This window comes from Pseudomonas sp. IPO3749 (assembly GCF_013386605.1).
Taxonomy (GTDB): domain Bacteria; phylum Pseudomonadota; class Gammaproteobacteria; order Pseudomonadales; family Pseudomonadaceae; genus Aquipseudomonas; species Aquipseudomonas azotoformans_A.
The window spans coordinates 1-14,409 of the sequence record NZ_JACARN010000065.1 but is presented as its reverse complement, the minus strand read 5'-3'; the positions used below and the strand labels follow the sequence as shown (position 1 = coordinate 14,409).

Genomic DNA, 14,409 nt, shown 5'->3' with positions numbered 1-14,409 from the left:
GCGGCCGGTTCAATCACCTAAACACTGATATATGGCAGCATCTCTGTAACATCTTGCAATGATCATGAACGACATCCTCCCAACATGGATGCTCCGGCATGGCCACCCCTTCCCTGACTGCCTCCCCCCACGCGTCTCCCGCAGACCCCAAACCCAGGCTGGACAAGAAACCCGGCCTGGTGACGGTGATCATCTTCTTTGCCGTGCTCGCCATGGGCCTGCTGTTCACCGCCTACAGCCTGATGCACGACATGCACGAAATGGGCGCCCAACTCACCACCTGGACGCCCTTCTTGCTGCTTGGCGTGGCACTGTTGATCGCCCTGGGGTTCGAGTTCGTCAACGGCTTCCACGACACCGCCAACGCCGTGGCGACGGTGATCTACACCAACTCGCTGCCGCCGCATTTTGCGGTGGTGTGGTCGGGCTTTTTCAACTTCCTTGGCGTGCTGCTTTCCAGCGGTGCGGTGGCGTTCGGCATCATTGCGTTGCTGCCGGTGGAGTTGATTTTGCAGGTGGGTTCTTCCGCCGGTTTCGCGATGATCTTTGCCCTGTTGATCGCCGCGATCCTGTGGAACCTCGGTACCTGGTGGCTGGGTTTGCCGGCGTCGTCGTCCCACACATTGATCGGTTCGATCATCGGCGTCGGCGTGGCCAATGCCTTGATGCACGGGCGTGACGGCACCAGCGGCGTGGACTGGAGCCAGGCGATCAAGATCGGTTACGCCTTGCTGCTGTCGCCGCTGATCGGCTTTGCGTTTGCGGCGATGTTGCTGCTGGCCCTGCGCGCGTTCGTCAAGAACCGCGCGCTGTACAAGGCACCCAAAGGCGACACCCCGCCACCGTGGTGGATTCGCGGCCTGCTGATCGCCACGTGCACCGGCGTGTCTTTTGCTCACGGTTCCAACGACGGGCAGAAAGGCATGGGCCTGATCATGCTGATCCTGGTGGGCACCTTGCCGATGGCCTACGCGCTGAACCGCACCATGCCCGCCGAGCAGTCGTTGCAGTTTGCGGCGGTGGCCGAAGTGACCCAGGTCGCCCTGGTGAAAAGTGCACCGCAAGCACTGGCCGGCGACCCGCGCCCGATCCTCTCGACCTACGTGCGCACCAAGGAAGCCACGCCGGAACTGGTCCCCGCCCTCGCCGCCCTGGCCGGGCAGATCGGTGATGAGGTGAAAGGCTACGGCTCCCTGGCCAAAGTGCCCGCCGAAGCCGTGGGCAACGTGCGCAACGACATGTACCTGACCAGCGAAACCATTCGGTTGATGGACAAGGGCAAGGTCGGCAATTTCGACGCCGATACCCAGGGCAAGCTGCAACTGTTCAAGCAACAGATCGACAGCTCCACACGCTTCATTCCACTGTGGGTGAAGATCGCCGTGGCCATCGCCCTCGGCCTGGGCACTATGGTGGGCTGGAAGCGCATCGTGGTCACCGTCGGCGAGAAGATCGGCAAGACGCACCTGACCTACGCCCAGGGCGCTTCGGCGGAAATGGTGGCGATGCTGACCATCGGCGCGGCGGATATGTATGGGTTGCCGGTGTCGACCACCCACGTGCTGTCGTCCGGTGTCGCGGGGACGATGGTGGCGAATGGCGGTGGGTTGCAGATGCGCACGATTCGCAACCTGGCGATGGCGTGGGTGCTGACGTTGCCAGCGGCCATCCTGCTGTCAGGTAGCCTCTACTGGCTGTTCACCCAACTCTTCTGACACCACACAGGGCAAAAATGTGGGAGCGGGCTTGCTCGCGAATGCGGAGTGTCAGTCAGCCTATTAATTGACTGATCCACCGCATTCGCGAGCAAGCCCGCTCCCACATTTGGATTTGTATTTCTTCAGTGATTGAAAAGCCCAGTCATAGCCTTCAACCGCTTCTTGTACACCCGCCGCGCCTCCAACGCCTCTTCCAGCGTCACCGCCACAAACCCCGCCCGCTGGTTCGGCTGCATCTGCCCGATCAGGTCCAGGTCGGCGCTGATCACCGTGCCGATCATCGCGTAGCCACCGCCCGACACTGCATCCCGGTGCAACACTATAGGTTCCAATCCCGCCGGGACCTGGATCGAGCCAATCGGGTAGCAACTGTCGACGATATTCGACGGATCCGACCCCGCGCCAAACGGCTGCTCCCGTGGCTGGAAGCTCAACGCACTGCCGCCCTTGAAGCGATAACCGATGCGGTCGGCTTCGGAACCCACGGTCCAGGGTTCGGCAAAGAAGCTGCTCTTGGCCGCCTCAGTGAGGCGCTCGTAATACAGCCCCGGCACTACACGCAGGGTCACGTCGCCGCCCACTGATCGGCGCAGTGCCATCGGCAGACTGTTGCCCGCCCGGCCCGTGCCACTGGCTGTACCGATGGGCAATTCATCGCCTTCCTGCAAGCGCCGCCCGCTAAATCCGCCAAGCGCGCCGAGGGTATAAGTCGAGCGGCTGCCGAGCACCAACGGCACGTCAATGCCACCGGCCACCGCGAGATAAGTCCTCGCGCCCGCCTTGGGAAATTCAAAGCGCAACACCTGCCCGGCGCGCACCTGGAACGCGGTGTCCTGGTGCACCACTTCACCGTCCAGGCGCGGCGACATCAAGGCGCCGCTGAGGGCTACCAGCGCGTCTTGCTGGAACTCCAGCTCGGGGCCGATCAATGTGCATTCCAGGCCCGCCGCGCCGACGGGATTACCCACCAGGTGGTTGGCCGCACTCAACGCGTATTGATCCAATGCACCCGACGGCGGGATGCCCAAGTGGTAATAGCCTTCGCGGCCAAGGTCCTGCACGGAGGTGGCGAGGCCGGGTTTGAGGACCTTGATCATGCCAGCGCCTCCTGCAGGGATTTCGGATAACCGATGGGGTCGGCGAGAAAAGCATCGAGGGAAAATTCCACAGGGCGGATGCGCAGGTCGAAACGTCCTGCGTCGACTTCGGCAACGGCCAGGTCGTAGGCCTCACGGTCCATAGGTTTGAACTGCACAATATCGCCAGGACGGAAGAACACCATGTGTTCCTTGAGGTACGCCAGTTGCTGCGCCGGGTCGTAGATCGGCGCCGGGGTCACGCCGAACATCTGGTAACCACCGGCACCGCGTACCGAGTAGATGCAACCAAAACAGCCGCCATGGCCGAGGGTGAGTTTCGGCGTGTCGGTGCGTGGACGCAGGTACTTGGGCACCTGAAGTTGCCGCTCACGCTCGACCATCTGGAACATGAACGGCAAGCCCGCCACAAATCCGACCATCGACACAAACCACGGCGCCCCACTGTGGGCGGCAATAAACGCCTCCACATCGGCCAGGCCGTTGATGCGCGCGGCGTACTCCAGGTCCGTACCGCTGGGGTCTTGATGGCGGTCGCGAAAACGCATCAGGGTCTCAAAGGTCCACGGGTCGTTGTACAGCACTGGGATTTCGATGATGCGTGTGTGCAAGGTGCGCTCAGCCACGGCCTGGGCTTCGGCGGTCTGCACCGCATCGAGCAGAACGTGGGGCGCGATGCGGTCGGGGTCGAAGCGGATCTGGAACGACGCATTGGCCAGGCACACATCCAGCACACCCTCCAACGCCAGGCGCTCCACGGCACGGGTCACCGCCATGCCTTTGAAAAAGGCCTCCAGGGACATGCTGTCGCTGACCTCGGCAAACAGGTGTTCATCGCCGCCGAAGCTGTAGCGGATGGGGGATGTTTCAGCCATGTCTGTTCCTCTTGGAATCATTGTAGAAAGGCAGGCGAAAAAATTGAGGAATCGTTTTTATTGGGGTGTTTTGACGGTGATGCCCGCTCGGTCCAACGCGTCGCGGGTCGCCTCTACCAACTCAAGGGCACCCGGCGTGTCGCTGTGCAGGCAGATGGAATCGAATTCAATAAACAGGTCTTCGCCTTCCACCGTTCGCACCAGCCCGGTCTGACAAGCCCGCAGGACGCGCGCCGCCACCGTCGCCGGATCCAGCGCGCGCACATTGCGGGTAAACACGATGGAGCCGGTCAGATCGTACTCACGGTCGGCATAAAACTCCCGCACCACCGGCTGCCCCAACTCCTTGGCCACGCGCCAGATCACCGAGTTGGGCATGCAGTACAACAACAGCGTCGGTTCGATGATTTGCAGGTTCTGCACCAGCAACCGCGCCGCTTCTTCATCACGGGCCAGGTGCATGTAGAGCGCGCCATGGGGCTTGATGTGTTGCAGGGTCACGCCTTGGGCGCGGGCGATTTCCCGCAGGGCGCCGAGCTGGTAGAGCATGTCGTCCACCAGCTCCTGGGCCGGTGCGTTGATGTGGCGACGGCCAAAACCGACCAGGTCCCGAAAGCCCGGATGCGCGCCGATGGCCACGCCCAGTTGCTTGGCGCGCTCGACCGTACGGCGCATGGTGCCGGGATCGCCGGCATGGAAGCCGGTGGCAATGTTGGCCGAGCTGATGTAGGCCATCAGCTCCGCGTCGACGCCATCGCCGATGGTCCAGGGGCCGAAGCCTTCGCCCATGTCCGAGTTGAAATCCACTGCCTGCATCAAAGTCGCTCCGCCTAAGTGATGGACGAAAAGTAGGCTGCGGCTTGACCCCTTGGGAAGATCTATTATCAGATGACCCATCTTCTGAAAATCAGATAGCCCTATGTTTTGGAGAGGCCGATGTCCCTCACCTTGCGCCAAATTCGTTATTTCGTTGCCACCGCCGAAATCGGCCAGATCTCCCAGGCGGCCATTCACCTGAATATCTCGCAATCGGCGGTGACCACGGCGATCAAGGAGCTGGAGGCGATGCTCGGCGTGCAGCTGTTCGTGCGTTCGGCCCAAGGCATGAACCTGACCGACGCCGGGCGGCACTTTCTCAACCGTGCCTACGTGATCCTGCGCAGTGTCGATGACGCGCTGAACAGCCCGCTACCCGACTACCGCGCCCGTGGCGTGCTGCGCTTGGCCGCCAGCTACACGGTGCTCGGTTACTTCCTGCCGCACCACTTGCAACGCCTGGAACACTGGCACCCGGACGTGACCATCGAAGTCTTTGAGCAGGAACGCCAGGCCATCGAACAAGGGTTGCTCGACGGCCAGTTCGACATGGCCGTGGTACTCACCGCCAACCTGACCCACCCGGATATCGTCTCGGAAATCCTGTTCAATTCAGAGCGCCGCCTGTGGCTGCCCAGCCATCATCCCTTGTGCGAACGTGGCGCCGTGAGCCTGGCGGATGTGGCCCAGGAGCCCTATATCCTGCTCACGGTTGACGAGGCCGAACACAGCGCCATGCGCTATTGGGAGCAGGCCGGGCAGACGCCCAAGGTGCGCCTGCGCACCAGTTCGGTGGAGGCAGTGCGCAGCATGGTCGCCAACGGCAGCGGCGTGGCGATCCTGTCGGACCTGGTGCACAGGCCCTGGTCCCTGGAAGGCAAACGCATCGAAACGCTCACCGTCACCGATCCAGTGACGCCAATGAGCGTGGGCCTGGCCTGGCACCGTGAGCGCGCGTTTACCCCGGCAATGCAGGCGGTGCGCGATTATTTCCACGACGCGTTCCTGGCACCGCAGCAGTTGTCGGCACGGCGCTAGAGGTGGGCTTGCAAGGTCGCCGCTAACCAGTCCATGAACACTCGCACCCGCAACGGCAAATGCCGCTGGCCGGCGTAGAGCAATGACACGTCCAGCGGCGGCGCCGGGTAATCCGGCAGCACCGACACCAGCTCTCCACTGGCCAACAAGGTGCGAATCCCCAGCAGCGGCACCTGGATAATGCCGAAGCCGCCCAGGCACGCCGCTTGGTAGGCATCGGTGCTGTTGACGGTGACACGCCCGGCCATCGGCACCCGCTGCACTTTGCCGCCCGCCTGGTATTCGAAGCCGGACGAACGTGCGCCCAACGGCCGTACGTAATGCACCAATTGATGATCCGCCAAGTCCGCCAGGGTCTGCGGCACGCCATAGCGTTGCAGGTAGGCCGGGCTCACGCAGTTGACCATCGGCATGCTGCACACCCGGCGCGCCACCACGGTTTGATCGGGCTGGGCGCCCACCCGCAACACGCAGTCGAAGCCTTCGGCGATCAGGTCCACCTGGCGGTCCGAGCTGCTGATTTCCATCTGGATCAGCGGATGGCGCTCCATGAACAGCGGCAGGTGCGGCAGGATCATGCCGCGCGCCATCACGTTGGGCATGTCCACGCGAATCCGGCCGGTCAGCTGCGCCTCATCCTGGCGAAACAACCCCTCCAACTCTTCCATGTGCGCCAGCAAGTCCTTGCTGCGCTCATACAGCACACGGCCATCCTGGGTCGCCTGCACCTTGCGCGTGGTGCGTTGCAACAAGCGTGCGCCGAGCAATTCTTCCAGCGCCTGCACGTGCTCCGACACGGTAGAACGCGGCAGGCCCAGGCTCTCGCCGGCCTGGGTGAAACTCGACAGTTCGGTGACGCGCACAAAGGTGCGCAGCAGCTCAAGCTTGTTCATGGGATTGTTCGCCTTATCCGGCCAGTGATTCCGGTATAGCGCTGTTTATCACGTTATGGGCGAATAAATACACTCGCTGCCACTGATCACCTGAGAGGACCGCACCATGACCCGTAAAATCGCACTCATCACCGGCGCCAGCCGTGGCCTGGGCAAAAGCGCCGCGTTGCACCTGGCGGCACAGAGCGTTGACATCATCGGCACCTACCACAGTGCGGTAACTGAAGCCCAAGCGGTGGTCGAACAGGTTCAGGCCCTGGGTGGCCGCGCCGCCATGCTGCAACTGGATGTGAGCCAGAGTGGCAGCTTCGATGGTTTTGTCGGTGAAGTCGGCCGCTTGCTCAAGGATGTATTCGCACAGGATCACTTCAACTTTCTGATCAACAACGCCGGCATCGGCGCCCACGCCAGTTTTGCCGAGACCACCGAAGCCCAGTTCGACCAACTGGTGGCGATCCACTTCAAGGCACCGTTTTTCCTCACGCAAAAACTGCTGCCGCTGATCCGCGATGGCGGGCGCATCATCAATATCTCCAGCGGCCTGGCGCGGTTCAGTCTGCCGGGGTATGCGGCCTATGCCTCGATGAAAGGCGCCGTGGAAGTGCTGTCGCGCTACCAGGCCAAGGAACTGGGCCCGCGCGGGATCACCGTGAACACCCTGGCTCCCGGCGCGATTGCCACCGATTTCAGCGGCGGCGCGGTGCGCGACAACCCGGATGTGAATGCGATGGTGGCCAACAACACGGCCCTGGGGCGCGCCGGTTTGCCGGACGACATCGGCGGCGCGATTTCCACGCTGCTGGCCGATGGCAGCAACTGGATCACTGGCCAGCGCATCGAGGCCTCGGGCGGCATGTTTCTCTGAACATTCTGCGCTAGCATCCATGCCTTCAGATCACTGACAGGCAATCACCGATGAGTTTTGATCCAGGTTTGGCCGGCGGCATGGGCGTATTGGCGGCCGTGGTCGACAGCGGCAGTTTCGCCCGCGCCGCCGACAGCCTGGACATGACCCCCTCGGGGGTCAGCCGGGCGATTTCCCGCCTGGAAAAACGCCTGGGCATCCGCCTGTTCGACCGCACCACCCGTTCAGTGCAATTAACCGACGAGGGGCGACGTTTCTACCAGGAAATCGCCCCACTGCTGGCCGGCCTCGAAGACGCCGCCAACGCCGCTGCCGACAGTGCATTGACCGTGCGCGGACGCCTGCGGGTAAACATCGACCCGTACTTCTCGCGGCTGGTGTTGGGCCCGGTACTCGGCGACTTCATGCGCCTTTATCCGCACCTGCAACTGGACCTGCACACCCGCGACCAACTCGGTGACCTGGTGGCCGACGGGTTCGACCTGGCGATTCGCTTCGGTATCCCGCAATCCTCCTCGTTGATCGCCCGCAAGCTGATGGAAGTGCGCGTGCTGACCCTGGCCTCCCCGGCCTACCTTGAGCAGTACGGTCGCCCCACAGTCCCGCAAGACCTGGAAACCGGGCACATGTGCCTGGACTTTCGCGACTCGCAAACCGGTCGTCCGTTTGCCTGGGAATTCCATCGCCCCGGCGAAAAGCTGATCGTGCGCACCAATGGCCGCCTGGTGGTCAACGATGCCAGCACCTTGTACAGCGTGTGCGAACACGGGCACGCGGTGGCGCAGATGCTCGACCTCGGGCTGGCGCCGGCGCTTAAGGCCGGCGGGTTGGTGGAGTTGTTTGCGGATTGGCCGGACGAGCGTTTTCCGTTGTACGCCTACTACCCGTCGCGGCATTTGCCCGCCGCCAAGGTGCGGGCGTTCCTGGATTTTGTCGCCGGGCTCAAGCTTGGCTAGGCAGGCGCTGCTGTACGACTTTTTCCCGGATCACGTCATACCCCCAGTGATACACATAGGTGTAAGGCAGGAAGAACAGCAGCACGCCAATATCGAGCATAAACGCCTGCATCAGGCTGATGTTGAGCCACGCGGCAATCAACGGCACCGCGACGATGATCAGTCCGCCTTCGAACATCAGCGCATGCAACACCCGCGTCCAACCGCCACCCGAGAGTTGCAGGCGCACCTTGAGGCGGTCGAACAGGCTGTTGAAAATGATGTTCCAGGTCAGCGCCAACAGGCTCAAGCCCAGGGTCACCGCGCCCATTTCCAGGGCCGGCCGCCCGGTGATCCAGACTAGCAGCGGTGTACAGATCAACAACGCCAGGCCTTCGAAACCCAGGGCTTGGCAAACACGTTCAGTAATCGACTTGGTGGGGTGCATGACCCTTCTCCGTAAGTGACGATGGTTGCCATGATTACCCTTTGAATCGATACTTCATAACTAATAACCATCGATCAAGGCGATAGTCATGGCCTCCCACGAAGTGCTGCAAGCGTTTGTCCAGGCCGCGACCCAGGGTTCGTTTTCCGCGGCGGCGCGCAAGCTGGGCAAGAGCCAGTCCACCGTCAGCGCGGCAGTGGCGAGCCTGGAGATTGACCTGGATGTGGTGCTGTTCGACCGCAGCAGTCGCAAACCGACACTGACCCCGGCCGGGCATGTGCTGCTGCAACGCGCCGAGCAGGTGCTGGAGGCCAGCAGCCGTCTGGAGTTGGCGGCGAGCCAGTTGGCCCAGGGGTTGGAGCCGAAGGTGACGATCGCCATGTCAGACACCTACCAGTCGGAACGTTTTGAGCTTGCGCTCAAGGCGTTCGAACAACGCTACCCGGACCTTGAACTGGAATGGCTGATCGCCGAGTGCGAAGACCTGATCGCCCTGGTGCAGAGCGGCCGCGCACAGATTGCCTTGATCGAAGCCCAGGAGGTTTACCCGCCCGATCTGACCCGCTCGCCCGTTGCCGAACGCACGGAAATCGCGCTGTTCGTCGCACCCGATCACCCATTGACCCGCGTAGCGAACATCGACCCGCACGCCTTGCAACAACACCGTGAACTGCGCCTGGCGAGCATCATCAGCCCCAACGAAACGCGCCCCTCGGGCCGTGTGTGGTCGGCGCCGAGTTTTCTGATGCTGATGGAGATGGCGCAACTCGGCTTTGGCTGGGCAGAGTTACCGCGTTGGTTGGTGGAGCGTTTTGGCAACGCCGGGCTGGTTGAACTCAACGTCCGGGGTTGGCCCCGCTCGGTGGCGGTGGATGCGCTGTGGTCGCGGCAGCACCCACCGGGGCCGGCTGGTAGCTGGATGATGAGCCAGATGCTCGAATAATCCGCAAGGGTTATGCGGCCGACAATTGCGGCGGGCGGTTGTTCTGGAAGTATTCGTGCAAGGCACGCAACGCAGGCAGCTCCAGGGCTTGCGCGGCGAAACACAGTCCGACCCGACGCGTGGGTGCCGGCAAATGCCATTCACGAATCACCACACCGGCCCGCTCAACCGCCAGCGACAGCGGCAACATTGCCACGCCCACACCGGCCGCCACCATATGCAACGCCTGGGTCAGCGAACCGGCGTGCCCGGCCACTGCTTGCGGCGACCGGCCGTACAAGGCCATCAAGCGTTGGTGTGAATCGTGTTGTGGGCAGGTGATCCAGTCTTCAATCGGTGCCCAGGCCTGCTCCTTTCCCGATTGCGCCATGGGGTGCGCGGCAGGCAACACCATCACGTAGGACTCTTCCCAAAGTGGCAGGAATAATTCGTCCTCACAGCACATTTCCTCCACGGCCAGACGCCCTTCGCCTTCGCAGCCCTCCTGCAAAGTCAGCAACAAGCCCGGCAGGCCTTGGTGCGCCATGCGCAAGAAGGTTTCGATCTGGCTGTCGGCAATATCGCCTTCCACACCCAGTTCCAGGGCGATGCGATTTTCGCGTCCGCGAAACAGGCGGCTCAACGCCTCGGCTTCAGCCACCATGCGCCGCGCCTGGGGGTACAGCACCCGCGCCTCGGCACTCACCTCCACACCCCGTGGCTGACGCACAAACAACGCCACTCCCAGCTCGTCCTCCAACTGCTTGATCGTCACCGACAACGTCGGCTGGCTGATAAACAACCGCTGGGCTGCCGCAGTGATATTGCGCTCTTCAAAGACTGCAAGAAATGCCTTGAGGTGACGAACATCCATAGCTTAATCCGATGACTGACAGAGAAATAAGGCATTTTTCAGCCTTGGCGACGGTAAATATACTGCGCCCACGATCCCGTTATCGATTTTTCTTATCTCAGGAGTTCATGCATGAGCAAGCCATTGATCATCATCACCGGCGCCAGCTCCGGTATCGGCGAAGCCACCGCCCGCCTATTGTCGGCCGCCGGCCATCCGTTGTTGCTGCTGGCGCGTCGCATTGATCGCCTTAACGATCTGGGCCTGCCGAATACCTTGAACCGTGGTGTCGACATCACCGACCGCGCGGCCCTGGTCGCCGCAGTGCAAGAAGCCGAAGCCCAGTTCGGCCCGGCCGATGCGCTGATCAACAATGCCGGCGTCATGCTGCTGGGCGCCGTCAGCGAGCAAGACCCGACGCAGTGGGAACAGATGCTGGATGTGAACGTAAAAGGCCTGCTCAACGGCATCCACGCCGTGGCCGGCAGCATGGTTGCGCGCCAAAGCGGCACTATCATCAACGTCAGCTCGGTGGCGGGCCGCAAGACCTTCCCGAATCACGTGGCATACGTCGGCACCAAGTTTGCCGTGCATGGGATTTCGGAAAACCTGCGCGAAGAATTGTCGCCGAGCAACGTGCGCGTCATCACCATTGCCCCAGGTGCGGTGGAAACCGAATTGCTCAGCCATACCACCAATGAAGCGATCAAGACCGGCTATCAGGCGTGGAAACAGGACATGGGCGGCACCGTGCTCAGCGCCGATGACGTGGCCTCGGCGATTGCCTATGCCTACCAGCAGCCGCAGCATGTGTGCATTCGCGAAATTGTGTTGGCGGCGACGCGTCAGCAGCCTTGATTCAGCGTTCAGCCAAACGCTTTTCGATAAACCTGCGTTCGGGTGCTTGCTGGGTCAAGGCCAGCGCCCGTTCGTAGGCGACTCGTGCCTCTTCGACACGACCCAATTGCCGGTAAAACTCCCCGCACGCCGAGTGCGCCAGGTGGTATTCCAGCAACTCGCCACGCGCCAGAATCCCTTCTACCTGCTGCAATCCCGCCAAGGGCCCATCGCGCATGGCGAGTGCCACGGCGCGGTTCAGTTCGATCACGGCTGACGGCATCATCCTGAGTAACACATCATAGAGCCCGACGATCTGCGGCCAGTCGGTTTCACCCGCACTGGGCGCTTCGGCGTGCACCGCCGCAATTGCGGCTTGCAGGCAATACGGACCAAAGCGCCGTGTGCTCAGCGCGTGCTCCACCAGTGCACAGCCTTCACCGATCATGGACATATCCCACAGCGAGCGGTCCTGTTCATCCAGCAGCACCAATTCACCACTGGCTGAGGTGCGTGCCGGGCGACGGGATTCGTGTAGCAGCATCAACGCAAGCAGGCCCATGACTTCCGGTTCGGGCAGCAATTCCATCAACAATCGGCCTAGCCGAATGGCCTCACGGGTCAGATCCTCGCGGGTCAGGTCCGCCCCCATGGACGCCGAATAGCCCTCGTTGAACACCAGGTAAATCACCCGCAACACGCTCTCGAGGCGCTCGGGCAATTCGTCGCGGGAGGGCACTTGGTAAGGGATCTTCGCCTCGCGGATCTTGCCCTTGGCCCGCACGATGCGCTGGGCAATGGTGGCCGGCGTGGCCAGGTACGCCCGGGCGATTTCTTCGGTGGTAAGGTCGCAGATCTCGCGCAAGGTCAACGCCGCCTGGGCATCGGCCGCCAACGCGGGATGGCAGCAGGTGAAGATCAGGCGCAGGCGGTCATCTTCCACGTCTTCATCGCTCCAGTCAGCGGCTTCCAGTGTATCGGCCTGCGCCTGCAACAACGGGGTGAACCGCGCCTGGCGGCGCAGACGGTCGATGGCCTTGAAGCGCCCAGTCGACACCAGCCAGGCGCGGGGATTGTCCGGCACTCCGTCTATCGGCCAACGCTGTACCGCCACGAAAAACGCTTCGTGCAGGGCTTCTTCGGCCAGGTCGAAATCGCCCAGCAAGCGAATAAGCGTCGCGAGGACCCGGCGTGATTCGCCGCGGTAAATGGCCTCGACCGACAGGGTCAATCGGGCATGCCCTCGGTCACCAGGGTGACCAGCCGATCCAGGCTTTGGCCCCAGCCGTCATGAAAGCCCATGGCTTCGTGGGCCTGCTTGTCTTCGGCACTCCAGTGCATGGCGCGGGCGGTGTAAAGCGTCTTGTTGCCCTCGATTTCCTGCAACGTCACTTCGGCGGTCATGAACGGCTTGCCAGACGGAATCCAGCCCGGCGTGAAGGCATCGGTAAACACCAACCGCCGTGGCGCGACGATTTCCAGAAACACACCCTGGGTCGGGTATTCGGCGCCGTCCGGTGCGCGCATCAAGGTGCGAAACAGGCCACCAACCCACAGGTTCATTTCGCACTCGGGGGTGGTCATGCCATGGGGCCCCCACCATTGCTGGAGCAAGGCGGGTTCGGTCCAGGCACGGAACACACGGCTGCGCGGTGCATCGATCACGCGGCTGATGGACAATTCAAACTCGGCAGGTTGCGTAGACATGGGGTAAACCTCTTGAGTCTTAGGGTTGTTGTATTCAGAGATTCAATTCACGCACAGGGCGCACTTCCACACTGCCGACCCGGGCGGCCGGAATGCCACCGGCCACCTGGATCGCTTCGTTCAAATCACGGGCCTCGATCAGGTAGAACCCAGCGAGCTGCTCCTTGGTCTCGGCGAACGGCCCGTCAGTGACCGACAACTTGCCATTGCGCATGCGCACAGTGGTGGCGGTGGTCACCGACTCCAGCGGCTCGGCGGCCAGCATGCGGCCGCTGGCCTGAACGGACTGCGCGTAGGCGAAACACTCAGGGTCTGCCGGGCTGTCCGGCGAGGTGTGCAGCACCTGTTCGTTGATATAGATCAGGCAGAGATATTTCATGGGTTTCTCCATTTTCGGACGACTGACTATAGATCGCGCGGGTCAAGGTTTCAGGTCGAACAGACCAGCGCCGGTTTCCATGTCGAACGGCGCGGACCAGTGTTCATGCACCACTTTCCATTGACCATCGATGCGCTGGTAGCCGGCGCTGACCCGCATCCAGCAGGTCTTGAGCACGCCGTCCGGGCCGGTGCCGCCGCAGTGGGCCAACCAGTGGGCGAAAGCGCTGTCTGCTCCGGCAACGATATGCAGCTCATGAAAGTCGAAAATGCCGGGGCCAGGGCAGAATTCCATACAGGCCTGCCAATGTGCCTGGTAAGCCGTCTTGCCCTTGAATTGCAGGGCGCCAACGGCGTCGAACGCGACGATATCGTCGGCGTAAAAGCTGACAATCTTCTCGACATCCTTAGCGGTGACCGCTTGTTTCCATTGGTCGATCAGGGTGTTGATGGCCGTGCTCATGGCGATACTCCTCGGGGTAGAAAACATCACGGAAGACACCCTTAGTCGAATGGCCCACCGGCCAATCGACAAGCCGCTTAAAAATAATTTCGCCCCCGGCAAACCCGCTAGAATCCACGCCTCTTTGTAGGATTTCGGATACGCACCCGATGGAAACCCGCCTCGCCCTGTATGAGACGTTGAGCCTTGCGCAGAAACAGCAACTCGACACCCTGCAAGTGCACCCCGAGCAACTGGCGTATTCCGGCGATATCTACTGTGCGCTGAACAGCCTGCTGGTCAATCCCCATCCTGACGCCATCAAGGGCTTCGCCCTGCTCGCCGACGAAACGCCCGTGGCCTTCCTGCTGCTCAAACGCCCGCCTTGCCTGCCCCACTGGGCGGATGAGCACAGCGCGACCTTGCATGCGTTGCAGGTGGATCGGCATCAGCAAGGGCGTGGCTTCGGCAAAGCCTGCCTGCAGGCGCTGCCCGCAGCGGCGTTGCAGGCGTGGCCGCAGATTCAGGGGCTGGAGTTGTCGGTGGATGCGGAGAATGGGGCGGCGATGGGGCTGTATCTGGGGG

Annotated in this window: 17 protein-coding genes; 7 read left to right on the top strand and 10 right to left on the bottom strand. The window is 62.2% G+C overall.

All coding sequences use genetic code 11. The features are described from left to right. The first annotated feature begins 98 nt into the window (after positions 1-98). Entirely contained in the window at positions 99-1,715 is a 1,617-nt protein-coding gene (locus HX812_RS23845) for an inorganic phosphate transporter (RefSeq protein WP_038845272.1), read from the top strand. A gap of 125 nt (positions 1,716-1,840) precedes the next feature. Here HX812_RS23845 and HX812_RS23840 read toward each other — a convergent pair whose 3' ends face one another. Genes HX812_RS23840 through HX812_RS23830 form a run of 3 tightly spaced genes read right to left on the bottom strand, consistent with a single transcriptional unit; the run spans position 1,841 to position 4,506 of the window. Then, complete coding sequence (locus HX812_RS23840) at positions 1,841-2,815, bottom strand: biotin-dependent carboxyltransferase family protein (protein WP_038850615.1); 975 nt, start codon at positions 2,813-2,815, stop codon at positions 1,841-1,843. Then, on the bottom strand, positions 2,812-3,690 hold the full coding sequence (locus HX812_RS23835; RefSeq protein ID WP_038850612.1) for an allophanate hydrolase subunit 1: 879 nt from the start codon (positions 3,688-3,690) through the stop codon (positions 2,812-2,814). Before HX812_RS23835 ends, HX812_RS23840 begins: the two co-directional genes overlap by 4 nt. Positions 3,691-3,747: 57 nt before the next feature. Then, complete coding sequence (locus HX812_RS23830; protein WP_038850610.1) at positions 3,748-4,506, bottom strand: 5-oxoprolinase subunit PxpA; 759 nt, start codon at positions 4,504-4,506, stop codon at positions 3,748-3,750. A 120-nt stretch (positions 4,507-4,626) separates the two neighbouring features. Between HX812_RS23830 and HX812_RS23825 the strand changes: the two genes are divergently transcribed. Then, the gene (locus HX812_RS23825) at positions 4,627-5,544 is read left to right on the top strand and encodes a LysR family transcriptional regulator (protein ID WP_016978327.1); all 918 of its coding nucleotides are present in this window, start codon (positions 4,627-4,629) and stop codon (positions 5,542-5,544) included. Here the strand turns inward: HX812_RS23825 and HX812_RS23820 are convergent. After that, positions 5,541-6,437 (bottom strand): LysR family transcriptional regulator, encoded by an 897-nt coding sequence (locus HX812_RS23820; RefSeq protein WP_038850609.1) that lies wholly within the window; start codon positions 6,435-6,437, stop codon positions 5,541-5,543. The two genes, HX812_RS23825 and HX812_RS23820, sit on opposite strands and share 4 nt — an antisense overlap. 106 nt (positions 6,438-6,543) lie before the next feature. Here HX812_RS23820 and HX812_RS23815 point away from each other — a divergent pair, with 106 nt between their 5' ends. Both HX812_RS23815 and HX812_RS23810 read left to right on the top strand, forming a co-directional pair. Next, complete coding sequence (locus HX812_RS23815; protein WP_038850607.1) at positions 6,544-7,302, top strand: SDR family NAD(P)-dependent oxidoreductase; 759 nt, start codon at positions 6,544-6,546, stop codon at positions 7,300-7,302. A 50-nt stretch (positions 7,303-7,352) separates the two neighbouring features. Further along, a complete protein-coding gene (locus HX812_RS23810; protein WP_038850605.1) occupies positions 7,353-8,258 on the top strand; it encodes a LysR family transcriptional regulator in 906 nt (301 codons plus the stop codon). Here the strand turns inward: HX812_RS23810 and HX812_RS23805 are convergent. After that, the gene (locus tag HX812_RS23805) at positions 8,245-8,685 is read right to left on the bottom strand and encodes a multidrug/biocide efflux PACE transporter (RefSeq protein ID WP_038850604.1); all 441 of its coding nucleotides are present in this window, start codon (positions 8,683-8,685) and stop codon (positions 8,245-8,247) included. The two genes, HX812_RS23810 and HX812_RS23805, sit on opposite strands and share 14 nt — an antisense overlap. Positions 8,686-8,773: 88 nt before the next feature. On the opposite strand from HX812_RS23805, the gene HX812_RS23800 reads away from it, so the two are divergent. After that, positions 8,774-9,628 (top strand): LysR family transcriptional regulator, encoded by an 855-nt coding sequence (locus HX812_RS23800; RefSeq protein WP_038850602.1) that lies wholly within the window; start codon positions 8,774-8,776, stop codon positions 9,626-9,628. A 10-nt stretch (positions 9,629-9,638) separates the two neighbouring features. On the opposite strand, the gene HX812_RS23795 is transcribed toward HX812_RS23800, so the two are convergent. Continuing rightward, positions 9,639-10,481: a LysR family transcriptional regulator gene (locus HX812_RS23795; protein ID WP_038850601.1), complete on the bottom strand. Its 843-nt coding sequence runs from the start codon at positions 10,479-10,481 to the stop codon at positions 9,639-9,641. A 111-nt stretch (positions 10,482-10,592) separates the two neighbouring features. On the opposite strand from HX812_RS23795, the gene HX812_RS23790 reads away from it, so the two are divergent. After that, a complete protein-coding gene (locus HX812_RS23790; protein WP_038850599.1) occupies positions 10,593-11,318 on the top strand; it encodes an SDR family oxidoreductase in 726 nt (241 codons plus the stop codon). Position 11,319: 1 nt separating this feature from the next. Here the strand turns inward: HX812_RS23790 and HX812_RS23785 are convergent, their stop codons facing one another. From HX812_RS23785 to HX812_RS23770, 4 genes are read right to left on the bottom strand one after another with little or no spacing between them, the layout of a single operon-like run. Then, positions 11,320-12,528 (bottom strand): RNA polymerase sigma factor, encoded by a 1,209-nt coding sequence (locus HX812_RS23785; protein ID WP_038850598.1) that lies wholly within the window; start codon positions 12,526-12,528, stop codon positions 11,320-11,322. Further along, positions 12,525-13,004: an SRPBCC family protein gene (locus tag HX812_RS23780; RefSeq protein WP_038850597.1), complete on the bottom strand. Its 480-nt coding sequence runs from the start codon at positions 13,002-13,004 to the stop codon at positions 12,525-12,527. The genes HX812_RS23785 and HX812_RS23780 overlap by 4 nt, the downstream gene beginning before the upstream one ends. Before the next feature lie 34 nt (positions 13,005-13,038). Next, positions 13,039-13,383 carry a YciI family protein gene (locus HX812_RS23775; RefSeq protein ID WP_038850595.1) on the bottom strand — a complete coding sequence of 115 codons (345 nt, stop codon included), beginning with the start codon at positions 13,381-13,383 and terminating at the stop codon, positions 13,039-13,041. 42 nt (positions 13,384-13,425) lie between these two features. After that, positions 13,426-13,845, bottom strand: a complete 420-nt coding sequence (locus HX812_RS23770) for a nuclear transport factor 2 family protein (protein WP_038850594.1) — start codon at positions 13,843-13,845, stop codon at positions 13,426-13,428. Positions 13,846-13,994: 149 nt separating this feature from the next. Here HX812_RS23770 and HX812_RS23765 point away from each other — a divergent pair. Further along, on the top strand, positions 13,995-14,409 hold a 415-nt coding region (locus HX812_RS23765; RefSeq protein WP_178949130.1), incomplete at its 3' end, for a GNAT family N-acetyltransferase.